Consider the following 25,761-nt stretch of genomic DNA (forward strand, 5'->3'; position numbering starts at 1 on the left):
ATTGAATACGGAACAACGAGATCCGCAAAGCGGTGAACAAGCCGTACAAAACGAGCAAAATCAACCGGAGAGCGCTACATACGAAGCAGAGGGCGCAGAGACGGCGGAAGCGGGCACTGCGGAAGCTTCCGAACCCCAAGATGCTGTCCAAGCGGAGCTGGAGCAGGCGAAGAAGCTGGCGGACGAAAACCACCAACGGTTTTTGCGGGCCCAAGCTGATTTTGACAACTACAGACGCCGGACGCAAAAGGAAAAGGAAGATTTTGCGAAATACGCCTCTTTGAAAGTGATCGAGCAGCTGCTTCCGGTCATCGACAACTTTGATCGGGCGCTTGCAGCCAGCAAGGATAATAAAGATTATGACGCCCTTGCGAAGGGCATTGATATGACTTTCCGTCAATTGACCCAAATTCTTGCGACGGAGGGCTTAACGGCGATGGAAACCGTCGGCACCCCGTTTAACCCCGAGTACCATCAAGCCATCATGCAGGTGGAATCCGACGAGTACGAGGAAGGCATTGTGGTCGAAGAGGTGCAGAAGGGCTATATGCTGAAAGACAAGGTGCTTCGTCCTGCGATGGTTAAAGTGAGCTCATAGCATAAATCCGTTATATGACAAACTTTCGAAAACAAAAGGAGGCTTATCCTTATGAGTAAAGTTATCGGTATTGACTTAGGAACGACGAACTCTTGCGTCGCGGTTATGGAAGGCGGCGAAGCGGTCGTTATTCCTAACGCGGAAGGCAACCGCACGACCCCTTCGGTCGTCGGCTTTAAGAAAGACGGCGAGCGCGTCGTCGGCGAAACGGCGAAACGCCAAGCGATCACGAACCCGGATCGCACGGTTATCTCGATTAAGCGTCATATGGGGACGAACCATAAGGAAATTATCGAAGGCAAAGAATATTCACCGCAAGAAATTTCTGCGATCATCCTGCAAAAGCTGAAAGCCGACGCGGAAGCGTACCTCGGCCAACCGGTCACGCAAGCCGTTATTACCGTTCCGGCTTATTTCAATGACAGCCAGCGCCAAGCGACCAAAGACGCGGGTAAAATCGCTGGTCTGGAAGTGCTGCGGATCGTGAACGAGCCGACAGCGGCGGCTTTGGCCTATGGTTTGGAAAAAACCGAAGACCAAACAATTCTGGTCTACGACCTTGGCGGCGGTACGTTCGACGTCTCGATCCTCGAGCTCGGCGACGGCTTCTTCGAAGTAAAAGCGACGAGCGGCGACAACCGTCTCGGCGGCGATGACTTCGACCAAGTGATCATCGACTATCTCGTTGCCGAGTTTAAAAAAGAGCACGGCATCGACTTGAGCAAAGATAAAGCGGCCGTACAACGGTTGAAAGACGCTGCGGAAAAAGCGAAAAAAGAACTTTCCGGCGTATTGACGACGACGATTTCCCTGCCGTTTATTACCGTGGTCGACGGCGTTCCGCAGCACTTGGAAGTGAACTTGACCCGGGCCAAATTCGAAGAATTGTCCGCGCCTCTCGTCGAGCGCACACTCGGACCGACGCGTCAAGCGCTTAGCGATGCAGGCCTGACGGCGGACAAAATCGATAAAATCGTGTTGGTCGGCGGTTCTACGCGTATCCCGGCCGTTCAAGAAGCGGTTAAACGCTTGACAGGCAAAGAGCCGCACAAAGGCGTGAACCCGGACGAAGTCGTGGCACTCGGCGCGGCCGTGCAAGCGGGCGTGTTAACGGGCGACGTGAAGGACGTCGTGCTGCTCGACGTGACTCCGCTCTCCCTCGGGATCGAAACAGCCGGCGGCGTGTTCACCAAAATGATCGACCGCAACACGACGATTCCGACAACGAAATCACAAGTGTTCACCACATATGCCGACAACCAGCCTAGCGTAGAAATTCACGTGCTGCAAGGCGAGCGCGCGATGGCTAACGATAACAAAACGCTCGGCCGGTTTATTCTGGGCGACATCCCGCCGGCGCCGCGAGGCGTTCCGCAAATCGAAGTCACCTTCGACATCGACGCGAACGGCATCGTGAACGTATCCGCACTGGATAAAGGCACGGGCAAGAGCCAAAAAATTACGATTACGTCTTCCAGCGGTTTGTCCGACGAGGAAATCGACCGCATGATGAAAGACGCCGAGGCGCACGCCGAAGAAGACCGGAAGCGCAAAGAAACGGTCGAAGCACGCAACCAAGCGGATCAGCTCGTTTACCAAGTCGACAAAACGTTGAAAGATCTTGGCGACAAGGTCGATCAAGGCGAAATTGACAAAGCGAACGAAGCGAAAGAGAAGCTGAAAAAAGCGCTCGAAGGCGACAACCTCGACGAAATCAAAGCGGCCAGCGAAGAGCTGACGCAAATCGTGCAGGCGCTGTCCGTGAAGCTGTATGAGCAAGCGGCTCAAGAAGCGCAAAACGCAGGCGGTGCCGCAGGCGGCGAGCCGCAGGGCGCGAAAGGCAAAGACAACGTCGTGGATGCGGATTTCGAAGTCGTTGACGACAAGAAATAATCCGTTCGCATACAACAAGTCCGGCTTGACCTTCTCAAGCCGGACACTTTCCTTTTTTTTGCAGGCCAGGGAGTGGGAGTGAAGGATGAGTAAACGCGATTACTATGAAGTATTAGGGCTAAGCAAGGATGCTTCGCAGGAGGATATCAAGAAAGCTTACCGCAAGCTTGCTCGTCAATACCATCCTGACGTCAACAAAGCAGACGACGCGGAGTCGAAGTTCAAAGAAGCGAAGGAAGCTTACGATGTACTGAGCGACGAACAGAAGAAAGCGCAGTATGACCGCTTCGGCCACGTCGATCCGAACCAGGGCATGGGCGGCGGCGGATTCGGCGGCAATGCGGATTTCGGCGGATTCGGCGACCTGTTCGATATGTTCTTCGGCGGCGGCGGAGGCGGCCGGCGCAATCCTAACGCTCCGCAGCGCGGCAACGATTTGCAGTATACGATGACGATCGAGTTCAAGGAAGCGGTCTTCGGGAAGAAGACCGACATTCACATTCCTCGTACGGAAACGTGCGAGACTTGTCACGGCAGCGGCGCGAAGCCCGGTACGAAGCCGGATACATGCGGCGTCTGTCATGGTTCCGGGCAGCAGGAGGTCGTGCAGAACACGGCGTTCGGCCGCATCGTGAACCGCCGGGTTTGTTCCGCCTGCCAAGGTCAAGGGAGAATTATTAAGGACAAGTGCCAGACGTGTCACGGCGCCGGCAAAGTGAAAAAGCAGCGCACCATTAACCTGAACATCCCGGCAGGTGTCGACGACGGCGCCCAGCTGCGGGTAACGGGAGAAGGCGAATCGGGTACGCGCGGAGGTCCGGCAGGCGATTTGTACGTCGTGATCCGCGTGAAGCCGCACGATTTCTTCGAACGCGAAGGCGACGATATTTACTGCGAGGTACCGCTTACTTTTGCACAAGCGGCGCTCGGGGACGAGATCGAAATTCCGACGCTGACGGAGAAGGTCAAGCTGAAAATTCCTCCCGGCACGCAAACCGACACGTATTTCCGCTTGAAAGGCAAAGGCGTACCGCGTCTGCGCGGTTACGGCCAAGGCGACCAGCACGTGAAGGTGGTCGTCGTGACGCCGACGAACTTGAGCGATGAGCAGCGCGAACTGCTGCGCGAGTTCTCCCGGCAAAACGGAGAGAATACGCACGAGCAGCAGCAATCGATTTTCGAACGAATGAAAAAAGCATTTTTAGGCGACTGAAGCGCCTATCCGAAAGCAGCCTGCGGGATTTCCCGAAGGCTGCTTTTTTCGTGAAGCGGGCCGCATATTCCCGTTAATAATGCGGACAATAGAAGCAGGTTCTTGAACCTGCACGGTGGACCCTGGGATGGATACCGACTTGAAAGGAGGCTGGACCATGGCGGAACGATGGAAAAAGGCGTTTCAAAAAAATCGATTGCCGATCGCGAAGAACGAGGACATCGAATTTTCTGCAGAGCTGGCAGATAGCGACGACTTGGAAGCGGAGGAACGCGCCGCGCTAGCCGATGCCAGACAAGAGCAGGAATAGCTGATGCCGGATCACGGCCGTAGATTTTGGAGAAATGAGGTTTGACATATGTCAGAGAAAGGCATCATGGCCTACTTTCGAACGACGGAGGATGCACAAAGCTGTGTGCCGAAGCTGAAAGCACTGCGTGCGGCGGAGGTGCAAATCGACCAGGTGGGGGAATACCCGGGACACGGGATTGGCGAAACGTTAAATCCGTTATCCAATAGCGATTTTCCCGGTTTGTCTTATTTAACTTTGGGAACGACAAGCGCGAATCAGGATGCACGCGTCCTGATGGCCGCCGACGTCGATGCAAGCGGCATGGCGGACGGCAGCAGGGAACTGCTAATGAACGATCCGGACGATATGACGCGCCGCAATGTGTTGTTGACGGTCGTGCTCGATGAGGCGGCCGTCGAGCAGGCGAAACGCGTGATCCGCGATGCGGGCGGCAGCGTCTGAAATGAAGCGCCAGGCTCACGGTATGCTAACGGCTCCCGGCATGAAGATTCATTCATGCCGGGAGCCGTTTCGCTTGAAAAAACCAGAGGCAAAACATTCGCGACAAATAAAATGTGAGCAGCAGCGTCAGCCACGTCCAATACCAGGCCCAATGCACATAATCGATGAGCGCCAGCCTGTGCTCGATCCATGCTTCCACGAGGGTCATCACGGAGGTATAGGCAAGATAGTAACCGATGCGAACCGGAAGGGAACGCCCGGAAGGGTAATGGACGTTAAAGACGGCACAAACGGCCGGGAAGGCCAAATATTCGAATGTAAAGCTGGACCGGTTTTGCTCAGGAAACAATCGCACGGGGTATACGATCCACCCTTTTTCCACGACATACAGACCGGCAATCCAAGTGATCGTCTGTTTGAACAAGAAGCCGGCGTAGGCTATTCGAGCTTTACGCTTGGGCACGCAGAAGATCAGCATCGAGATGCTGATGATCCATACGCACATAAGAACGATATATTCGATCATCATGACAAACGGGAGCTCCTCGGTTTAGTTGGCAGTCGGCTCTGATTTGAAATACCAGCCGCAGTACAAGCGAACAACGGTGAATTCCAGAAAAAGTCTAATCCAGGTCCAGTACCAGGAATAGCGCTCGTATCGAATTAAATTCGAATAGGTGACGAGCAGCGCAACGATACCGGTTAATGCGGAGACGGTCAATGCGAGAGCGGCCAGGCGGGCGGACAGCGCTCCCTTCGGCTCATTCGCGATATAAAGCGCGCATATTAGCGGATACAGAAAGTATTCGGTCGTAAACAGCAGGTCGGTCGCTTTCGGAAATTCGCGCACCGGGAATGACAGCAGATGAAACTTGACGTGCAGCAGCGAGTCTAACCAGGTTAACGGCTGACAGGCGAGAAATGCCATAATCGCCTCTCGCCGCTTGGGCTTGGGGATCAACAGCACGGTCGCGATCGCTCCAAGCAAATAAATAAGAGCTATTATCCATCTATCCTTCGTCATTACGGACCCGCCTTTACTGTGTGTTTGTTAGATTTAGCCTTTCCCGCACCGTTTATGTAAGAACCCGTCATTTTACCCGTATCCCTAATTGTTGTATACTTGTTCTTATGCGTGAAAATGGAGCAAATTATGGGAGGGAATACCCGGTGCGTTGGCATGAAATTACGGTATATACGACAGAAGAAGCGATCGAAATGATCTCCAATTTTATACACGAGCTTGGTGCCGGAGGCGTTTCCATCGAGGAATCAGGCACGTTGAACAAACCGCGCGACACGTCGCTAGGTCAATGGTACGAGCTGCCGTTGAACGATATTCCGGAAGGACGAGCGGTTATTAAAGGTTACTTTGCCGAAGGTTCGGATACCGAAGCGATCCTCCAGGAGCTGAAGCAATCCGTTACTCAGCTCGCGGAGTTTGATATTGATACCGGCGAGCCGACTTACGAGTGGAAGCTGGTCGACGACGAGGATTGGGCGAATGCGTGGAAGCAATATTTCAAACCGCTGCGCATTACCGACCGGCTGACGATTAAGCCGACCTGGGAAGAGTACGAGCCGCAGGCCGAAGAGATTATTCTGGAACTGGATCCGGGCATGGCGTTCGGGACGGGAACGCATGCGACGACGGCCCTCTGCCTGAAGACGATCGAGCAGGTTGTGAAGGAAGGCGACGACGTGATTGATGTCGGGACGGGCTCGGGGATTCTGGCAATCGCGGCGGCGAAGCTGGGAGCCAAACACGTGCTCGCGCTCGATCTTGATCCGGTCGCCGTCTCCAGCGCGACGGAGAACGTACATTTGAACGGCTTGGACGATCGCATTACGGTGAAGCTGAGCGATTTGCTGCAGGTGATCAATGAACATCGGGCTGCCGGTGAAAGCACGGCGCTCGGCGTGAAGCTGCCGGTGCAGGTCGTGGTCGCCAACATTTTGGCGGAAATTATATTAATGTTCGTACAGGATGTGTACGAAGCGCTCGCCTCGGGGGGCTCTTATATTGTGTCAGGCGTTATCAAGAGCAAGCAGGACATGGTGCAGGACGCATTAACGTTGGCCGGCTTCCATGTAACCGAGGTGAACGAGGATCAGGATTGGGTCGTGCTCGTCGCCAGAAAGCCGTAGGTGAGCGTCAATGGATTGGAGTAGTTTTCTGCCGTATCCGGTTGACGAACTGCCCTTCGTCTTTCTTGTGCTGCTGCTTGCCTTCACGGTACATGAATTTGCGCATGCGTATCTTGCCGACAAGTTCGGCGACCCGACGCCGCGCGCGATGGGCCGGGTGACGTTAAACCCGCGCGTTCATCTGGATTGGCTGGGCATGATCTTCTTTCTCATTGTCGGGATCGGCTGGGCCAAGCCCGTGCTGATCAACCGGGGACGATTCAAACACCCGCGCGCGATGGGTATCGCCGTGTCGTTCGCGGGCCCTTTCAGCAATCTTGTACTCGGGTTTATCAGCTTGGTGTTCGTCTACGCTTTTCACGCGTACGGCTGGCTTGACGGCATGAGTCCGGGGGTTTCGAGCGCCGTGCTGACGTTTTTGCACTGGATGGTTATTCAGAACATATTTCTATTCATTTTAAATTTGATTCCGTTCCCGCCGCTGGACGGCTACCGCATTCTGGAAGATGTGCTGCCGCGTCCCTGGGCGATCAAGCTGCAGCAATACCAGCAGTGGTTGTTCTATGCCGTGCTGCTGATGTTCTTTATTCCGCCGATCCGTGTGGTAACGCTCGGCCCGATTTTCGCTTGGCAGAACGACATTTTGGCCTTGTTCGTGGCTATACTTAAACCGATATTCGGACCTCTGGCTTTTTAGCGAAAAAACGTGTATGATGAAGGTTGACCGTTCTACGAACCTGTATAACGGTCTCACCTTTTTTTGGGAAAGCGATGGGGGTTATGCAGAGATATTTCATTCAGCCGGAGCAATTTTCCGCTGATATGGTTACGATAACGGGTGACGACGCTCACCACTTGATTCGCGTCATGCGGGCTAAAGCCGGAGATCGCTGTATCGTGAGCGACGGGGCGAACCGCGAAGCTGTTGTCGTGCTTCGTTCGCTCGAAGGCGGACAAGTGTCGGCGGAGGTTGAGACGGAGCTGCCGATGGACCGCGAACCAAGCGTCGACGTATGGATCGCGCAAAGCTTGCCGAAAGGCGACAAGATGGAGCTGGTGATCCAGAAGGGAACGGAGATCGGGGCAACCCGGTTCGTGCCTTTCACGTCGGAGCGCACCGTCGTTCAGCTGGACGGGAAGAAGGAAGGCAAGCGTCTGGAACGGTGGCAAAAAATTGCCAAGGAAGCGGCCGAACAGGCGCACCGCAACCGGATTCCGTCCGTCGATGCCGTGCGCGGCTGGAAGGAGCTGCTGCAGCTCGCCGCCGAGGCGGATGCCGCTTGGTTTTGCTATGAGAAGCAGGATGTTCAGGAGCTGCGAGCGCAGATTCGCGCAGCGCTTCAGGGGCGTATGGGCCCGGAAGCGGCGGAGACCGGGGGCACTCATGCCGCTGCTCGTCCGAAGCTGCTGCTGATCGTCGGACCGGAAGGCGGATTCAGCGAACGCGAAGCGGATGAAGCGGAACGCGCCGGCTGCCGTGCGGTCTCTTTGGGCAAACGTATTTTACGAACGGAAACCGCCGCCATGGTCGGTCTGACGTGTATTTTATATGAATCCGGTGAGATGGGAGGAGAACGGTAATTATGGCATCAGTCGCTTTTCACACCCTCGGCTGTAAAGTCAACTTCTACGATACGGAAGCGATCTGGCAGCTGTTCAAACAGGAGGGCTACGAGCAGGTCGACTTCGAATCGACGGCCGATATTTATGTGATCAATACGTGTACGGTTACGAATACGGGGGACAAGAAGAGCAGGCAAATGATTCGCCGCGCAATAAGGCGCAACCCGGAAGCGATCATTGCGGTCACCGGCTGTTACGCACAGACGTCCCCGGCCGAAATTTTAGCCATCCCGGGCGTCGATCTGGTGATCGGCACGCAGGACCGGGACAAAATTTTGACCTATGTGAAGCAGCTGGAGCGGGAGCGGCAGCCGATCAATGCGGTCCGCAACATCATGAAAACGCGGGCGTTCGAAGAGCTTGACGTGCCCGATTTCGCAGACCGGACCCGTGCCTTCTTGAAAATTCAAGAGGGCTGCAACAACTTCTGCACGTTCTGTATCATTCCGTGGTCGCGCGGATTAATGCGCAGCCGCGAACCGCAAAGCGTCATCAACCAGGCGCGGATGCTGGTGGACGCAGGCTATCAGGAAATCGTGCTGACGGGGATTCATACGGGCGGATACGGGGAAGATATGGAAGATTACAGCTTGGCCAAGCTGCTTTGGGATTTGGACAAGGTGGAAGGCTTGAAACGGATCCGCATCAGCTCCATCGAAGCCAGCCAAATTACGGATGAGGTGCTCGAGGTGCTCCAGCATTCCGAGAAAATGTGCCGTCATCTGCACATTCCGCTGCAGGCGGGCGATAATGACGTGCTGAAGCGGATGCGCCGGAAATATACGACCGAGGAGTTTGCCGCGAAGATCGAGCATATTCACCGCATTATGCCGGGCGTCGCGATTACGACGGACGTCATCGTCGGCTTCCCGGGCGAAACGGAAGAGATGTTCCGGAACGGCTATGCGTTCATGGAACGTATGGGCTTCTCGGAAATGCACGTGTTTCCGTACTCCAAGCGGACCGGTACGCCGGCAGCGCGGATGGAGGATCAGGTCGACGAAGAGCTGAAGAACGCGCGCGTGCACGAGCTGATCGATTTGTCCGAACGGATGCAGCTCGCTTACGCGCAGAAATTCATCGGCCAAGTGCTGGAGATCATCCCGGAGCGCGAGCATAAAGCGCAGCCCGGCAGCGGGATGATTATGGGCTACTCGGATAACTATTTGTCGGTTGTGTTCGAAGGCAGCGAAGACTGGATCGGGCAAGTGTGCCGGGTGAAGGTGACGGAAGCGGGCGTCAACGAATGCCGCGGACAAATCGTCGGCGCGCCGCAGCTGCCTGCCGTCAGCGGCTTGAAGAGAGCGACGAAGGCGACGGCAGAGGCAATTCCAGGACAAGCGGCCAAAGCAATCGTATAAATGGAAGGGTGTTGTCGATGAAGGAGATTTCAGCTGGCGGCGTGGTGTACCGAAAAGCCGGTGACGATTTGCAGGTGCAGATGATCCAAGACCGTTACGGGAAAATTACGCTGCCGAAAGGGAAAATGGAACCTGGCGAATCGGTCGAACAAACCGCGCTCCGCGAAATTTTGGAGGAGACAGGCATCGTCGGCCGCATCGTGAAACCGCTCGAGACAATCACCTATCAGTTCAATTTGTCAGGCGTCGGGGTCGTGGATAAAGAGGTGCACTACTATCTGGTCGAGGCGACCGGGGGGACGCTGCAAGCGCAGGTGGAGGAAATTCGCGGCGTTGAGTGGCTGCATCCCCTCGAAGCGTGGCATCAGCAGACGCATTCGGGTTACGGCAACAACGATTCGGTATTAAAAAAGGCGCTGGACGCGCTAGGTTATGAGGTGGAGTAACGATGACGGCCTTTGATGTAAGCAAGCTGCCCGGGTATATCGATCATACTCTGCTGAAAGCGGACGCCGACGAACAAGCGATCCGTAAAATTTGTGAAGAAGCGCGTCAATACCGCTTTTACAGCGTGTGCGTCAACGGCACTTGGGTGCCTTTGTGCCGCGAGCTCCTGCAGGGCTCCGGGGTGAAGATCAGCGTCGTCTGCGGTTTCCCGCTGGGCGCGATGGAAAGCTCCGTGAAAGCGTTGGAAGCGGCGAAAGCGGCCGAGCAGGGCGCGGCGGAGATCGATATGGTGCTGCAGATCGGACGATTGAAGCAGGGCGATTACGCCGCAGTCCGCGAAGACATCCGCGCAGTCGTGCGTGCGGTGGAAGGCCAAGCGATCGTGAAGGTGATCTTCGAGACGGGCGCCTTGAACGAGGAGCAAAAGAAAACGGCCTGCCAGCTGTCTGTCGAAGCAGGCGCCCATTACGTCAAGACGTCGACAGGCTTCGGCCAGGGCGGCGCGACGGTGGAAGACATTGCCCTGATGCGTTCGTCCGTTCCGGATTCCATCGGCGTGAAAGCGTCCGGCGGCATTCGCGATCTCGAGACCGCGGTGCGCATGATTGAAGCCGGCGCGACGCGGCTCGGCACGAGCTCCGGCGTCGCTTTGATGCAGGGCAGCACCGGCGCGTCGTCCTACTAGGCGGGCGGGGCTATCGCGGCTCTCGGCGGCCGGGGTGCGCCGATTGCACCGGCAGCATGCGTTCGCGCCGGACGGTTGGTGCTCCCTCTGAGCGCTCATCATGGAATAGCGGAACTCGGATGCTTGATTTGGGGCATCTTACGCCTGCACTTCATCAATAGCGGAACCAGGATGGCTTATTTGCGGCGAATCTCCCTTTTCAAACGAAATAGGAGCAAATAAGACACTGCAGTTCCGCTATTTCTTTGATAGGGCGTCCAAAAGGTCCAATGGCGTACCAAAGCTCCGCTATTTGTCGCGATTATTGGCCGCAGTCGGGTACACAGAGTAAAGGATGGGGAAGCATGATGGCGATCGTTTATTTACATAAAAACGGAAAAAACGGCTGGAAGAAGGCCACCCTTGGGTATACCGCACGGAAATCGAACGGGTGGAGGGCGAAACGGAGCCGGGCCGTCTTGTCGCCGTGCACCGGCATGACGGTCAATATCTCGCTACCGGTTATTATAATCCTGCGTCACAGCTGACGGTCCGGATCGTCTCTTACGAGCCGCTCGCCGAGCTGACGCATGATTGGTTCGCGGATCGCTTGCGGCATGCGAAAGCACACCGCGAGCGCTTTTTGCCGGAGGCCAGGTCGTACCGGCTCGTCTACGGCGAAGCGGACTTTATGCCCGGGCTGATCGTAGACAAGTTCGAGGACGTCCTTGTGGTGCAGCTGCTGACGCTTGGCATGGAGACCGCGCGGGAGGCGATTGTGTCCGCGCTTGTAGAGGTGATGCAGCCGGCGGGGATTTACGAGCGAAGCGACGTCTCCGTCCGCGAGCTTGAGGGCTTGGAACAGCGCAAAGGCGTACTGTACGGCGAGTGCCCGCGGCATATTGCGATTCGCGAGAACGGGCTGCTGCTGGAGGTGGATATCGTCGAGGGGCAAAAGACGGGCTATTTCTTCGATCAGCGGGAAAACCGGGCGGCCATCGCGCCGTTGATGCTCGGCTGGGGCAAACGCAGCGGCATTCAGACCGTCGACAAGCTGACCGACGACGGCACGCTCAGACGGGTGCCGGTCAATAAAAGCGGGCAGGAAGTAACGTTCCCCTATTGGGACGGAGCGACCGTTCTCGAATGCTTCTCTCATACGGGCAGCTTTACTCTTAACGCTTGCCAATACGGAGCGAAGAAGGTAACCTGCCTCGACATCTCCGAGCACGCGGTAGAGACTGCGCGGCGCAATGTGGAGTTGAACGGATTCGGTGATCGTGTGGAGTTCGTAGTGGCCGATGCGTTCGATTATTTGCGCGAGCAAGTGCGCGGGATCGAGCAGCGTCAGGAACGGGGGCAGGCCGACCGCCGCAAAGTCGATACGTCGGTTAAGCTGGAGGCTAAGGGGCGGACGTGGGACGTCGTCATTCTGGACCCTCCGGCGTTCGCCAAATCGCGGAGCGCGGTGGAAGGCGCATGCCGAGGCTATAAAGACATCAACCTGCACGGGATGAAGCTGGTGAACGAGGGCGGATATTTGGTTACGGCGAGCTGCTCCTATCACATGAAGCCGGATTTGTTCCTGGAGACGATTCATGCGGCGGCCCGCGACGCGGGCAAGACGCTGCGCCTTGTCGATTTTCGGGCGGCGGGCAAGGATCATCCGCGCATTCTGGGCGTGGATGAAGGACATTATTTGAAGTTTGCCATATTTGAGGTTACGACGAGAGTATAGGCAGCGATCACGCACAATGGGGAGGAGTGGAAGACATGGATGTGTTTAAAGCGATTCGCGAAAGGCGCACGATCGGTCGTGTGAAAGACATAGCGGTGCCCCGCGAACAGATCGAGCAGCTGTTGGAAGCGGGCAATTGGGCGCCCAGCCATCATGCGACGGAGCCTTGGCGCTTCTTTGTGCTGACGGGGAATGGACGGCACATTCTGGGCGAAGCCTACGCCGACATTGCGGAGCAAACGCAAAGTCCGGCCAAGTTGGCGCCGGAAGAAAGGGAAGCGTTCCGCGCGAAGCATGCGGCTAAAGCGTTTCGGTCGCCGGTGGTGATTGCGGTCGCCGTTTCGCCTTCGGCGGAGAAGGGCGTCAGCCGCATCGAGGAATTCGCAGCCGCCCACGCGGCCGTGCAAAATATGCTGCTTGCCGCGCATGCGCTCGGGCTCGGGGCGATCTGGCGCTCGGGCGAGCCGATGTATCATCCGCGCATGCAGCAAGCGTTCGGCTTAACCGGCGACGAAGCGCTCGTCGGGCTGTTGTACGTCGGGCAGCCGGCTATGCCGCAGCCGGAAGGAAAGCGCCGTCCGGTCGCCGATAAGACGCGGTGGATTACCGAACATCTGACCTAAGTCATGTTCACCGTTCCGATTTATTTCGAACAGCCTGATGCAATCCGTGCGTCAGGCTGTTCTTCGTATACGCCCAGCGAAGGCGTTATCCGAAAAGGGGAGAGGAAAGCAATGCGTTCGCGCGAAGAGCAGCGGCAGGAGGGTGGAAATCCCAAACCGGGAGGCGGCGTGCGTTGCCCGGTTTACGTCAGGAACGTGTGTTCTTATTTCTCAATATATGATATAATGTACCAGAACCTACCTTTTACCTGAACTACGGTTTCTTTGGTAGAATAGTAGAGTTAAGGACAAGGTGCGGTGTGGGAAGAGGAGGAGCTAACATGGCGTTTCGATTCGTGCTTGGGCGTGCGGGCAGCGGCAAGACAACGCTGTGCCTGAACGAAATTAAACAGAGACTGAAGGCGGAGCCGCAGGGGCCTCCGCTCATCTGGCTCGTGCCGGAGCAGGCGACGTTCCAGGCGGAGTACGCTTTGATCTCGGTGCCGGAGCTTGGCGGGACGCTTCGGGCGCAGGTGCTCAGCTTCCGGCGTCTGGCCTGGCGCGTGATGCAGGAAGTGGGCGGTACGGCGCGGCTGCCGATTGACGAAACGGGCAAGAAGCTGCTGCTTCACCGCATTTTACATAAACAACGGGATCGTTTGAAACGGCTGCATACGGCTGCGGACCAAATGGGGTATTTGGATCATGTCAATCAATTGTTTACCGAATTTAAAAGGTATGGCGTGACGTCGGCGGATTTCGGCCGTTTTTATCGGGAGCGGTTTGCGGCGGGAGCCGGGCCGACAGGATCGCTCGCTGACAAGCTGCATGACCTGCAGAGCGTGTATGCCGAATTTGAGGAGGAGCTGTCCCGGCTTTATTTGGACGGGGAAGATTATCTGACGCTGCTCGCCAGACAGATCGGCGAATCGTCCTACATCCGCGAGGCGGTTTGTTGGATCGACGGTTTTCACGGTTTTACACCGCAGGAAGCCGCCGTGATCGAGCAGCTTGCCGTGCATGCAGAGGATGTGACGCTCACGCTGAGCTTAAACCGGCCGTACCGGGACGGGAAGGAGCTGCAGGAGCTCGACTTGTTCCATCCGACGGCGCGGACGATGGTTCAGCTGCGGCGCAGGCTTGACGAGCTGGGGATTGCCGTCCGGGAGCCGGAAGTGCTGCCGGCGGCGCCGCCGGCCCGGTTTCGCGCCAACCCGATGCTCGCGCACATGGAGGCGCACTGGGGCAGCCGGATGAAGCAGGCGTACCGCATGTCGCCGGAAGAGCGAGAAGGCGCGGCATTGCGTGTTACGGCAGCCGTTCACCGCAGGGCCGAAGTGGAGGGACTGGCGCGGGACATCCGGAGCCTGGTGCGGGAAGAGGGGATGCGCTGGCGCGACATCGCCGTCTCCGTACGCAACATCGAGGCTTACGGCGATTTGATCGCCGGAACGTTTGCGGACTTCGGCATCCCTTTGTTTTTCGACCAGAAGCGGTCGGTGCTGCATCATCCGCTTGTTGAATTCATCCGTTCCGCGCTGGAAGTTGCCCGGCTTCATTGGAAATATGATGCGGTGTTCCGCTGTGTGAAGACGGGGTTCTTGACACCGCTGCCGAATACCGGCGGCGGGGAGGGCGAGGCGCCGCAGCTCCAAGTCGGCCGCTATGCGTTCGATCAGCTGGAAAACTACGTGCTGGCTTTCGGGATTCAAGGCTCGAAGTGGCGGGTGAACGCGGACTGGACGTACGTTTATGAGGCTTCGCTGGAGCAGGAGGAAGGCCGGCGCGAGGCGGATACGGCTTTTTTACGCCAAATCAACCGCTGCAGGAGGCTTGTGGCTGACCCTCTCGGCCGGCTGCAGGACCGTCTGCGCGAGCGGAAGGCGGTGCGCGACCGCGTAGAGGCGTTGTACGAGCTGCTTGAAGGGCTGCGAGTGCCCGAGCGTCTCGAAGCTTGGGGACAAGCGGCGCTTCGGTCGGGCAAGCCCGAGAAGGCGAGAGAGCACGCGCAAGTGTGGGATCGCGTGATCGATATGTTCGATCAGCTCGTCGAGCTGACGGGCGACGAAGAGACGTCGCTGGAGCAGTTTGCCAAGCTCGTCGAAACCGGCCTGGAAAGCATCAAGCTCGGGCTTGTCCCGCCGACGCTGGATCAGGTGCTGATCGGCAGTATGGACCGCACCCGGTCTGACGGCGTCAAGCATCTGTTCGTGCTGGGCGTCAACGAAGGGGTCATGCCGTCCAAAATCGTCGAAAGCGGCGTACTGACGGAGGCCGAGCGGCTGCGGCTGGCGGAAGCCGGTCTTCAGCTTGCGGAGGACAGCCGGAGAAGGCTGCTCGACGAATCGTTCTTGATTTATAACGCGCTGTGTACGCCCAGCGTCGGGTTGTGGCTCAGCTATCCGCTGGCTGACGAGGAAGGCAAGTCGCTGCTTCCGTCCGATGTGATCCGTCAGATCAAACGGTTGTTTCCGGACGTTCCGGAAAGGCTCCTGCTGAACGAACCGGCTGCGCAAACGACGGCTGGCGAGCAGCTCGAATTCGTGTCGCACCCGAACAAAGCGCTGTCCCTTCTGATCGTGCAGTTGAAGCAATGGATGCGGGGAACGCCGATCCACGGTGTCTGGTGGTCGGTGTACAATTGGTTCGCCCGCCAGCCTGAATATAGCGGCAGATTGGCGAGAATGATGGAGGCGCTGCAGTATACGAACCGGATCCAGCCGCTAAGTCCGGCTGCGAGCCGGCAGCTGTACGGGGACACGATCGAGACGAGCGTATCCCGGATGGAGCGGTTTGTCGCATGCCCCTACTCGCAATTCGTTTCTCACGGCTTAAGGCTGAAGGAACGGCGGATGTTTCGGCTGGAGGCCCCGGATATCGGGCAGTTGTTCCATGCGGCGCTCAGCCAATTCGCCGAACAGGTCGTCCGCGAAGGCGTCGACTGGGGCGGCATGACGGCGGCCGAAACCGAACGCCGTGCGGCACTCGTGATCGATGCGCTGACGCCAAGACTGCAGGGCGAAATATTGCTCAGCTCGAAGCGGTACCATTACATCGCCCGCAAGCTGAAGCAGGTGATCGCCAGAGCGGCGCTCATGTTAGGGGAGCATGCGAAACGGGGGCAGTTCCGTCCGGTCGGACTGGAAATCGCCTTCGGCGCAGGCCAGTCGATACCGCCGCTTCAGTACGAGCTGGAGAACGGCGTTCATATGAACCTGCGAGGCCGGATCGATCGCATCGACCGGGCCGATACGGAGCGCGGCACGCTGCTGCGGGTCATCGATTACAAGTCGAGCTCCAAGGCGCTGCAGCTCGGCGAAGTGTACTATGGACTATCGCTGCAAATGATGACGTATTTGGACGTCATTCTGACCCATGCCCCGCTTTGGCTCGGTACGGAAGCTCAGCCTGCGGGGGTCCTGTACTTCCACGTGCACAATCCGCTGCTGAACGTCAAGAATGCGATCAGCGCCGAGCAAATCGAGAAAGAAATGAAGAAACGGTTTAAAATGAAAGGTCTGCTCACTGCCGATCCAGACACGATTCGCTTGATGGATAGCGGTTTGATCGGCTCCAGCGGTTACTCGGAGCTGCTTCCGGTTGCGTTGAAGGCGGACGGCGGCTTTTACAAGACGTCCTCGGTCGCAACGGAGGCGGAATGGAATACGGTGCGCAAGCATGTCCGAAGGACCATTCGCGATATCGGCACCTCGATGACCGACGGTCATATCGGGATCGAGCCGTTCCGTATCGGTACGGCGACAGCCTGTCAAGGCTGCTCGTACAAGCCGGTATGCCAGTTCGATCCGCAGCTTGCCGGCAATGCGTTCAAGCAGCTGCCTGCGCTCGGCAAAGAGACGGCGCTGGAGCTGATGGAGCGCAAAGCGCAGACTCCTGCGGGCGGAGAGAAGGCGCGGACGTTCCGCCCTGCGGCCGCACGCACGAGCCCGCTTGCGGCGCTGGAAATCGGACAGGAGCCTGAAGAGGAGTCGGCGGAATCCGAAGAAGGAGGGAATGAACGATGAAGATGAGCATACCCAGACCAGAGGATAGCACGTGGACGGACGATCAGTGGAGCGCTGTAGCGACTCGCGGTCGTTCCGTCCTGGTGGCGGCGGCGGCCGGATCGGGCAAGACGGCGGTCTTGGTCGAGCGCATCATCCGGCGCATAGCCGATCCGAACTCGCCAATCGACGTTGACCGTTTATTGGTCGCGACGTTCACGAAGGCGGCCGCTGCCGAGATGCGTCACCGGATCAGTGAGGCGCTTGAGAAGGCATTGACCGCCGATCCGGAATCGGAGCATTTGCGGCGGCAGCTGGCGCTGATTCCGCGCGCGTTTATTACGACCCTTCATTCCTTTTGTATGGAAGTGATTCAGAAGCATTACCAGCGTATCGGACTTGATCCGGGCTTTCGTATCGCCAATGAGACGGAAAGCGCGCTGCTGCGTCAAGAGCAGCTGGAGGAGCTGCTGGAAGAACGGTACGGCGAAGCGGCGGAAGGCGATCCGTTCTGGACTTTGGCCGACTCGTTCAGCGGCGATAAGAACGACGAAGGGTTGTTTCGCCTTGTGCAGCGGTTGTACGACGATTCGCGCAGCCATCCTTGGCCGGAGCATTGGCTGAACGAATGCGTACGCATGTTCGGGGAACGGCGCTTAGAAGATGATCATCCGTGGCTGTCCAGCCTCCGGGCTGCGGTACGGATAGAGCTGCAGGGCGCAATCGGGCTGCTCCGGGAAGCGATCCGGCTGTCCCGGACGCCGGGCGGCCCCGAGCCGTATTTGGCCAATCTGGACGACGACCTGACGGTTATCGAGTATTTGCTGGAGCTATCGGAAGGACACGGATGGGAGCATTTGTATCACGCTGTACAGGGCGCGGGATTCGGCAAGCTGAAGCCGTGCAAGGGCGATCATTACGATAAAGAGCTGCAGGAACGCGTCAAGGAGCTTCGCAATGCGGCGAAAGACAAGCTGGCGACCCTCAGGGAGGAATGGTTCTCGCGCAGCTTGGAGCAATACGACGAAGAGTTGAAGCGAATGGCGCCTTTAATGAGCGCGCTGGCCGAGCTGGTCGTGACGTTCGGAGAGCGGTATCAAGCGGCCAAACTGGATAAAGGGCTGGTTGACTTTGCCGATCTGGAGCATTACTGCCTCCGCATTCTAAGTGAGGAGGGGGCAACCCCGGACCATCCGGTTCCATCCGCTGCGGCGCTGGAATACCGCGAACAATTCGAAGAAGTGCTGCTTGACGAATACCAGGACACGAATCGGGTGCAGGAAGCGATCGTCGCTTTGATCTCGCGGGAACGGCCCGGCAACCGGTTTATGGTCGGCGATGTGAAGCAGAGCATTGTGCGCCCATAAGGCGCATCAGTTTTCCTCATTAAGCGGAGGGGCTTCCAGGGTATCGAAGTCATGCCGCCCAACTTATCCAAAGGGGAAACCTGGCGGGGAGTGCAGCATGTTGGGAAAGTCGTAAGTTGGTGAGCTAACGCACCACGACTGAACGGCGAGGCATAAAGATAAGTACAAGGATGAAAGCTAAACTGCTTAAAGTCTAGTCTCAGCGGGCCCATGCTTGCCAGACAGGAAAGTTAGCTGCTACCTGTTATCAGCACGCTGACAGTGGATAGATGGAACGCTGTCAGACATCTCATATCGGATAAATGCTATAATATGAGATGATACCCAAGCTTCTCAAGTGCTGACGCACACCTGGACAGGTGGAAAGGACGAAAGGACCATCCGACAACTTATCGCGCTTGGACTGATGTGACTAAATGGGGATTACCTAAGTGAGAATGCCCGATATGGCTATATCCGAAGGGATTGAATATCTCATAAGGTAACGGAGTCTCCGTAGTAGTTCGAGATAGGGAAAGCCTGTCACATGGCGAAGGGAGACAGCTTGTCGGTATAAAATTTGCGGAAAGGAGCGCAAGGCTCCGTGAATTCTAGCGAAACTTTATACCTATTGACCAAGATATCCAGTGAGAAACCTGACTATAGATTTGATAGGGTATATCGACTTTTCTACAACACAGACTTTTACTTCCTGGCCTATAACAATTTATATGTGAATGACGGCAGTGGAACACGGGAGATCGATGGTGTGACCGCTGACAAGTTCAGCTTGGAGAAAGTCAACGCTTTAGTTGAGTCGATGAAAAACGAATCGTATCAGCCTAAACGGGTTCGGAGAACGGGTATCCCTAAGAAAAACGGTCAAAAACGACCGCTCGGGAATCCTTCCTTCCCGGACAGAATCATCCAAGAAATATGCAGGATGATCCTTGAGGCGATATACGAACCCGCTTTTGCAAATTTCAGTTACGGCTTTAGACCTAATCGCAGCTGTCACACGGCCCTCCACGAAGCCAAAGTTCAATTCAAGGGAGCGACCTGGTTCATTAAAGGAGATATTAATGGTTATTTGGATCATCTCTCCCATCATAAACTAATAGCTATCCTTGAAAAGAAAATAAAAGACGCCAAGTTCATCCGACTCATATGGAAATTGCTTAGAGCTGGTTATTTGGAAGATTGGAAGTACAACGGTACTTACAGCGGCACCCCTCAAGGCGGCCTTGTAAGCCCTGTTCTTGCCAACATCTATCTGGACTGCTTGGACAAGTGGTTTATCTCTTATAAGGAAAAGTTCGACACGGGTTCTCCGAAAATGAAGAAAGTTTCTACCGAATACAAGAAACTGGAAATGCGGGTTGTTCGGGCTAAGCGGAAGCTGGAAGCTGCTGACGACGCAAGCACTCGCGAGACCGTGACTGAATTTTTTAAAGAGCAATCCGCTGTAAGGAATAATCTTCCATATGACGCATCGGATGAATCGGAGTTCAAGCGTATCAAGTGCATTCGATACGCCGGCGAATTTGTCATCGCGGTCTGGGGCAGTAAAGAGCACAGTGAAAAGATTAAACAGGATGTCAAGGATTTCATGCTTCGGGAATTGGAGATTGAAGGGTCGGAAGAAAAGACGCTCATCACTCATGCTGAAGCAGGGACTAAATTCCTTGGGCACATCATGAAGGTCAAAAGCGACTGGAATTTCAATAAAGATCAAACCGGCGCCAGAAAGAGAGAGGGGCAGGATCGTGTCGAACTCTATATGCCGGATGATATCGTCAGGAACTTCATCATCAAACACAAGATGGTTAAAGACATTGATGCCAAGCCATGGCGGATGCTCCACATTCCGTCCATCATCCATCTTCCCGATATCGAAATTGTTGCGTTATACAACGCACGCCTTCGAGGTTTATACAATTTTTACAAAATGGCTATGAATGTGAGCACGTACATGCGGCAATTGCGGTATGTTATGGAATACAGCTGTTTGGCGACCCTTGCCAACAAGCATAAGTCCAGTATCGCTAAAATAAAGCGGAAGTTCGCTGTTGATAAGAATTGGGGCATTCCTTACGAAACGAAAACAGGTCTAACCAAGACTCTCTTTTTCTATAAGGACGGATTTTCAAGGGCCAAGGCTCCCTATACGTTGTCTGACCCGGACCTTCATCCCCGTCTAATGCCTTTCTTCAACAATGCTGCGAGCTTACTCGATCGGCTGCGTGCCGGTCAGTGCGAGCTCTGCGGTACAAACGACTTCAGGCTTGACTACGAAGTACATCACATGAATAAACCCATTAACCTCGGGGGCAAAGAGATACGGGAACGAATGAGGATCGGCAAGAACCGGATCATGCTTATCGTTTGTCCGGAATGTCATCATAATATCCATCAGGGTTACTAGGAATCTAGGGTCGAGATGACAAGTGGCGAGCCGTATACCCGGAGACGGGTACGTACGGTTCTGAGGGGAGTTCTTCGAAACCTGTCACAGCAATGTGACAAGGCGCGGGGTTCTTACCCTACTACCGCTTTCGGCTGGCAGAGCCGGGATTGTTTCAGGAGAAGTATAAAAGCTATCGGGCGGACGGCAGCGAGCCGGGGCAGCGCATCGATTTAGCGCGTAACTTCCGCAGCCGGCGCGAGGTGGTCGACGGGACGAATTATATTTTCCGTCAGGTGATGAACGAGAGCGTCGGCGAGATCGACTACGACGCCAGAGCGGAGCTCGTCTGCGGCGCGTCCTATCCGGAGGACGGGGGCGACCGTGCGGCCGAGCTGATATTGATCGACAGGTCTGCGGATTCCCGTGAGGAGCCGGGCGCAGGCGCTTCGCCGGACGCGGATGCGGAAGGGCAGGAACCCGAAGGCGGCGGAAGCGACCCGATGTCGGAAGCGAAAGAACTCGAGACGGCCCAACTGGAAGGGCGGTACATCGCAGAGCGCATTCTTTCGATGATGGGAGCGGACGGCGGAAGCAAGTACCAGGTCTATGACAAAGGTGCGAAAGCGATGCGCGACATTGCGTTCCGTGACATCGTCGTGCTGCTGCGGGCGACCCAGCAGTGGGCGCCGGTGCTGATCGAGGAGCTGCGCCTGCGGGGGATTCCGGCTTATGCGGAGCTGAACACCGGTTATTTTTCGGCGACGGAAGTGCAGGTTGTGCTGTCGCTGCTTCGGATCATCGACAACCCGTATCAGGATATCCCGCTTGCCGGAGTGCTCCGGTCGCCGCTCGTCGGCTTGGACGAAGAGGAGCTCGCGCATATTCGGATCGGACGGCGCCACGGACCGTTCTTCGATGCGGTTCGCGCTTACATCGGCCGGGAATCCGCAAGCGGCGCGCATGAATCTGGGCAGGCTCGTCAAGCCGCAAGCGGTTCGGGGGATTGGCTTGCGGCGAATGGAAGCGGGAGCGGCGATCAGAGTGCAGCCGGAACGAGCGAAGCGGACTTGGCTGGCTGCGGCTCGGAAAGCGAGCAAAGTCTTGCGCAAGCCTCCAACGACATGTTCGTACCGCGTCCGGCGTTGCGGCACAAGCTTCAGCGGTTCCACGAGGCGTTGAAGACGTGGCGGCTGCAGTCGCTGCAAGGGCCGCTTGCCGATTTGGTCTGGGATATTTATCGGGAAACCGGTTATTTCGACTTCGTCGGAGGGCTGCCCGGCGGGGAACAGCGCCAGGCGAATTTGCGGGCGCTGTACGACCGGGCCAAGCAATACGAAGCGACGAGCCTTCGCGGCTTGTTCCGGTTTTTGCGGTTTGTGGACCGGATGCAGGAGAGCGGAGGGGACCTGGGAACGGCCCGCGCGCTTGGGGAACAGGAAGATGTCGTGCGGATTATGACGATTCATAAGAGCAAGGGTCTGGAATTCCCGGTCGTGTTCGTCGCCGGCTGCGCCAAGGCGTTCAACCGCCGCGAGCTGACCGATGCATTCCTGCTGCACAAGGAGCTCGGCTTCGGCCCGAAGTTGACGGAGACGGATACGCGTGTCAGCTATCCGACGCTGCCGTGGCTTGCAATCAAGCAAAAAATCAGGATGGAATCGCTCGCCGAAGAAATGCGGGTCTTGTATGTCGCGTTGACCCGGGCGAAAGAGAAGCTGATTTTGCTGGGAAGCGTGCGCGGTTTGGAGAAGCTGCTCGGAACCTGGGGACGTTACGTCGGCCGCGATGTGCTGCCGCTGCCCGACGATACGCTGGCCTCGGCCCGCTGTTATTTGGATTGGATCGGACCGGCTCTGATGCGTCATCCGGACGGAGAGCTGATGCGGCAAGCGGTAGGAATCGACGAATCGCCGCATGCGATCGTGATGCGCGAGCCCTCGCGTTGGCGAATCGAAATTTTAAGCCAGGAGCGGTTCGCCGGAACGGTTCAGGCGGCGGCGGGGACGGAAGCGGCGAGCTCGGATCCCCGTTGGGCGTCGCTTGCCCGGCTGGAGCCGGTGGACGATACGGAACGCTGGGAGCGCGAAGTATGGCGACGGTTATCGTGGCGCTATGCGCATCCGGACGCGACGCAGGTGTTCTCCAAAACGTCGGTGACGGAGCTGAAGCGGCTTTCCGAGCACGACAAGCTGCTCGATCTGCTGGCGGAAGACGGGGCTGCTGCGACGGTACGCTGGGACGAGTTCGGCGAGGCTTTGTTCGGCGGAACGGCGAAGGCGGCACGCTCGTTGCATGCATCCGCTCCACAGAGCGAATCCGGCACAACGAGTGAATGGCCGGCAGCCGGCGCTTCGGGCCGGCGGGCTTCGGCTTACCGGCCTCTCATCGTGAGGCGGCCGCGCTTCCTGGAGCAGCGGGAGCTGAATGCCGCCGAGCGCGGATCGGTGTTCCACGCGGTTATGCAGCATATGCCGCTCGGCCGTCTTCCGCAGGAAGCGGATATCCGCGAAACGCTCGCGGATCTGGTGCGCAGGGAACTATTGACGGAGTCGCAGCGCGAGCTCGTCGACCCGCAGGTGATCGCTTCGTTCTTTCAAAGCGAGCTCGGCGGTCGCCTGCTGTCCGCGCAGCGCGTATACCGCGAGGTGCCGTTCAGCTTCGGCCTGCCCGCCAGGGATGTATATCAGGGAGACGAAGCCGGACTTGCCGAGGAGACGGTCATGCTGCAGGGCGTCATCGATTGCTTGATCGACGAAGGCGACGGTTACGTGCTGCTCGATTATAAGACGGACCGTTTAAAAGGAGCCTCTCCGGCCAGCATCGCGGAGAAATATCGGCTGCAGCTTCAATTGTACGCGAGAGCGGTTCAGTCGATTTGGAAAAAACCGGTGCACGGTACGTTCATCTTTTTGTTCGACGGCGCGCATATCGTGGAGCTTTAGCCCTCAGGGGCGAATGCCCGGATACTAGAAACGCGAAGGAGGAATGAATCCCATGCGGATTTTGCATACGGCCGACTGGCATTTCGGGCGAACGCTGGAGGGCCGCAGCCGGCTGTCCGAGCAGGAGGCGTTTGTCGACGAGCTCGCGGCGATCGTTCGCGATCAGCAGATCGATCTCGTCCTGCTGGCCGGGGACGTCTACGACTCGGTCAATCCGCCGGCGGCGGCGGAGCAGTTGTTTTACGAGGCGCTGGCGCGACTGTCCGATCAAGGCAGCCGACCGGTGTTTGCCATCGCGGGCAACCACGATCACCCGGACCGGCTGACCGCAGCCGCGCCGCTCGCCGGGAAGCTTGGCGTTACGCTGATCGGGCTGCCTGAGCCCAGGGTGCATCGCGTGCCGATCGCCCGAACGGGGGAGACGGCGGTTTTGTTCGCGCTGCCGTATCCTTCCGAATCGCGGCTCCGGGAACTGCTGACCGATGAAGCCGACGAGGCGGTGCTGCGTGCGGCTTATTCGGATCGCGTGCGCCACATCGCGATGGAACAGGCGAAACATTTCGGTCCGCAAACGGTCAATTTGCTGATGAGCCATTTGTATGTGCTCGGGGGCAAAGAAACGGAATCGGAGCGGCCGATCCAGGTCGGCGGCGCTTATACGGTGGATGCGTCGGCGTTGGCGGTCGGCGCCCGTTATGCGGCGCTCGGGCATTTGCATCGTCCGCAGCAGCAGCTGAGCGGCGATACGGTTATCCGGTACAGCGGTTCTCCGCTGGCATACAGCTTCTCTGAAGCGGGACAAGCGAAGTCGGTGACGATTGTCGACTTGAAGCCGGGCGGCGAGCCGGTGCTGGAGGAGGTGTTCCTCTCATGCGGCCGCCCGTTGGTGGAGTGGAAGGCGAAGGGCGGCTTGGCGGAAGTGTACCGCTGGCTCGATGAAGCGAAGGACGCGACAGCCTGGATCGATCTGGAGCTGCATTTGCAGGAGACGATCTCGCTCGAGCAAATCCATCGGCTGCGGCAGACGCGGGAAGGCTTGATTCATATCCGGCCGGTTTATCCGGAGCTGGAAGCGGAGAGCGAAGCCTACCGGGCGACTTCGAAGCTGCCGATGGATGAGCTGTTCCGCCGTTTCTACGAACGGCAGACCGGCGGCGCGTTGCCCGAGCCCGAGCTGACCCGGCTGTTTCTGGAGCTGCTGTCGGATGAGCAGGAGGAAGAAGAATCGGCTTAACGCTTACCATAGATTGGCAGAAGGGAGGCGCGTACGATGCGTCCGATATTGCTGCAAATTGGCGGATTGCAAAGCTACCGCGAAGTGCAGGAAATTGATTTCGGGGCTTTGACCGGGGCGGGCGTGTTTGGTATTTTCGGCCCGACGGGCAGCGGCAAATCGACGCTGCTGGACGCGATTACGCTGGCGCTGTACGGCAAGGTGGAACGTGCGCCGGGCGGCACGCAAGCGGTTATGAACCAGGCCGAGGACACGCTTTCCGTATCGTTTACTTTCGAGCTGGCCGCGGCTGGAGGAAGCGAGCGGTATCGGGTAGACCGCCAGTTTAAACGGAATGGCGAGCTGTCGATGCTCGGCAGCCTTTGCCGCTTGATTCGCTACGAACAGGGAGAGACGATCGTTCTCGCAGACAAGGCCGGCGAAGTCAATCAGCATGTCCAAGAGCTGCTTGGCTTGTCGATGGCCGATTTCACCCGCGCGGTTGTGCTGCCGCAGGGGAAGTTTGCGGAGTTTTTGACGCTTGCGGGCAAAGACCGGCGGGCGATGCTGCAGCGGCTGTTTCACTTGGAGCCGTACGGCGATCGTTTGAGCGCGAAAACGGCCAGCCGCTATAAGGCGGCCGATGCGGCCGTCAAGGAGCTGCAGGCGGAGCAGCAAGGGCTTGGCGACGCTTCGGCGGAAGCGCTCGCGCTGGCCGAGACGCGGCTGGCCGAGGCCCGCGAGGCGTGCGCGCGCGTACGCGAGCGGCTCGCCGCCTGCGAGCTCCGCGCCGCCGAGCAGCGCGCCG

Annotated in this window: 21 protein-coding genes; 19 read left to right on the forward strand and 2 right to left on the reverse strand. The window is 57.4% G+C overall.

Annotation, left to right across the window (positions count from 1 at the left end; all coding sequences use genetic code 11):
• The first annotated feature begins 1 nt into the window (after position 1).
• The 5 genes from grpE to JMF85_RS13395 all read left to right on the forward strand — a co-directional run bounded on the left by grpE (position 2) and on the right by JMF85_RS13395 (position 4,458).
• Positions 2-598, forward strand: a complete 597-nt coding sequence (grpE, locus tag JMF85_RS13375) for a nucleotide exchange factor GrpE (RefSeq protein WP_054798018.1) — start codon at positions 2-4, stop codon at positions 596-598.
• A 51-nt stretch (positions 599-649) separates the two neighbouring features.
• Positions 650-2,491, forward strand: a complete 1,842-nt coding sequence (gene dnaK / locus JMF85_RS13380) for a molecular chaperone DnaK (protein ID WP_127606895.1) — start codon at positions 650-652, stop codon at positions 2,489-2,491.
• Between the two features lie 85 nt (positions 2,492-2,576).
• The gene (gene dnaJ / locus JMF85_RS13385) at positions 2,577-3,704 is read left to right on the forward strand and encodes a molecular chaperone DnaJ (RefSeq protein ID WP_201318365.1); all 1,128 of its coding nucleotides are present in this window, start codon (positions 2,577-2,579) and stop codon (positions 3,702-3,704) included.
• A gap of 157 nt (positions 3,705-3,861) precedes the next feature.
• Positions 3,862-4,014, forward strand: a complete 153-nt coding sequence (locus tag JMF85_RS13390; RefSeq protein WP_127606891.1) for a YfhD family protein — start codon at positions 3,862-3,864, stop codon at positions 4,012-4,014.
• A 48-nt stretch (positions 4,015-4,062) separates the two neighbouring features.
• Entirely contained in the window at positions 4,063-4,458 is a 396-nt protein-coding gene (locus tag JMF85_RS13395; protein ID WP_054798016.1) for a hypothetical protein, read from the forward strand.
• Between the two features lie 52 nt (positions 4,459-4,510).
• On the opposite strand, the gene JMF85_RS13400 is transcribed toward JMF85_RS13395, so the two are convergent.
• Together JMF85_RS13400 and JMF85_RS13405 are read right to left on the reverse strand one after the other, a co-directional pair.
• Entirely contained in the window at positions 4,511-4,987 is a 477-nt protein-coding gene (locus JMF85_RS13400; protein WP_201318366.1) for a CBO0543 family protein, read from the reverse strand.
• 21 nt (positions 4,988-5,008) lie between these two features.
• A complete protein-coding gene (locus JMF85_RS13405; protein ID WP_054798014.1) occupies positions 5,009-5,482 on the reverse strand; it encodes a CBO0543 family protein in 474 nt (157 codons plus the stop codon).
• 146 nt (positions 5,483-5,628) lie between these two features.
• On the opposite strand from JMF85_RS13405, the gene prmA reads away from it, so the two are divergent.
• The 14 genes from prmA to JMF85_RS13475 all read left to right on the forward strand — a co-directional run.
• Positions 5,629-6,606 (forward strand): 50S ribosomal protein L11 methyltransferase, encoded by a 978-nt coding sequence (gene prmA / locus JMF85_RS13410; protein WP_201318367.1) that lies wholly within the window; start codon positions 5,629-5,631, stop codon positions 6,604-6,606.
• A 10-nt stretch (positions 6,607-6,616) separates the two neighbouring features.
• Positions 6,617-7,303 carry a site-2 protease family protein gene (locus JMF85_RS13415; RefSeq protein WP_141336547.1) on the forward strand — a complete coding sequence of 229 codons (687 nt, stop codon included), beginning with the start codon at positions 6,617-6,619 and terminating at the stop codon, positions 7,301-7,303.
• Between the two features lie 83 nt (positions 7,304-7,386).
• Positions 7,387-8,187 (forward strand): 16S rRNA (uracil(1498)-N(3))-methyltransferase, encoded by an 801-nt coding sequence (locus JMF85_RS13420; protein WP_127606881.1) that lies wholly within the window; start codon positions 7,387-7,389, stop codon positions 8,185-8,187.
• 2 nt (positions 8,188-8,189) lie between these two features.
• Positions 8,190-9,590, forward strand: coding sequence for a tRNA (N(6)-L-threonylcarbamoyladenosine(37)-C(2))-methylthiotransferase MtaB (mtaB, locus tag JMF85_RS13425; protein WP_054798012.1), 1,401 nt, complete (start codon positions 8,190-8,192; stop codon positions 9,588-9,590).
• Positions 9,591-9,607: 17 nt separating this feature from the next.
• Positions 9,608-10,036, forward strand: coding sequence for an NUDIX hydrolase (locus tag JMF85_RS13430; protein WP_201318368.1), 429 nt, complete (start codon positions 9,608-9,610; stop codon positions 10,034-10,036).
• Between the two features lie 2 nt (positions 10,037-10,038).
• A complete protein-coding gene (gene deoC / locus JMF85_RS13435; protein ID WP_054798011.1) occupies positions 10,039-10,722 on the forward strand; it encodes a deoxyribose-phosphate aldolase in 684 nt (227 codons plus the stop codon).
• Positions 10,723-11,152: 430 nt separating this feature from the next.
• Positions 11,153-12,439 (forward strand): class I SAM-dependent rRNA methyltransferase, encoded by a 1,287-nt coding sequence (locus JMF85_RS13440; RefSeq protein WP_236595851.1) that lies wholly within the window; start codon positions 11,153-11,155, stop codon positions 12,437-12,439.
• 35 nt (positions 12,440-12,474) lie between these two features.
• Positions 12,475-13,062: a nitroreductase family protein gene (locus tag JMF85_RS13445; protein WP_127606877.1), complete on the forward strand. Its 588-nt coding sequence runs from the start codon at positions 12,475-12,477 to the stop codon at positions 13,060-13,062.
• 320 nt (positions 13,063-13,382) lie between these two features.
• Positions 13,383-17,066, forward strand: coding sequence for a helicase-exonuclease AddAB subunit AddB (addB, locus tag JMF85_RS13450; RefSeq protein ID WP_141336549.1), 3,684 nt, complete (start codon positions 13,383-13,385; stop codon positions 17,064-17,066).
• Positions 17,063-18,412 carry a UvrD-helicase domain-containing protein gene (locus JMF85_RS13455; protein WP_308645023.1) on the forward strand — a complete coding sequence of 450 codons (1,350 nt, stop codon included), beginning with the start codon at positions 17,063-17,065 and terminating at the stop codon, positions 18,410-18,412. Before addB ends, JMF85_RS13455 begins: the two co-directional genes overlap by 4 nt.
• A gap of 583 nt (positions 18,413-18,995) precedes the next feature.
• Entirely contained in the window at positions 18,996-20,816 is a 1,821-nt protein-coding gene (locus JMF85_RS13460) for a reverse transcriptase domain-containing protein (RefSeq protein ID WP_201318369.1), read from the forward strand.
• Between the two features lie 149 nt (positions 20,817-20,965).
• Positions 20,966-23,740, forward strand: coding sequence for a 3'-5' exonuclease (locus tag JMF85_RS13465; protein WP_397375991.1), 2,775 nt, complete (start codon positions 20,966-20,968; stop codon positions 23,738-23,740).
• A 52-nt stretch (positions 23,741-23,792) separates the two neighbouring features.
• Entirely contained in the window at positions 23,793-24,974 is a 1,182-nt protein-coding gene (locus JMF85_RS13470) for an exonuclease SbcCD subunit D (RefSeq protein ID WP_127606870.1), read from the forward strand.
• Positions 24,975-25,010: 36 nt separating this feature from the next.
• Positions 25,011-25,761: AAA family ATPase (locus JMF85_RS13475; RefSeq protein ID WP_201318370.1), on the forward strand; the 751-nt coding region annotated here is incomplete at its 3' end.

The sequence above is a fragment of the Paenibacillus sp. EPM92 genome (assembly GCF_016586185.1).
Classification (GTDB): Bacteria; Bacillota; Bacilli; order Paenibacillales; family NBRC-103111; genus Paenibacillus_G; species Paenibacillus_G validus.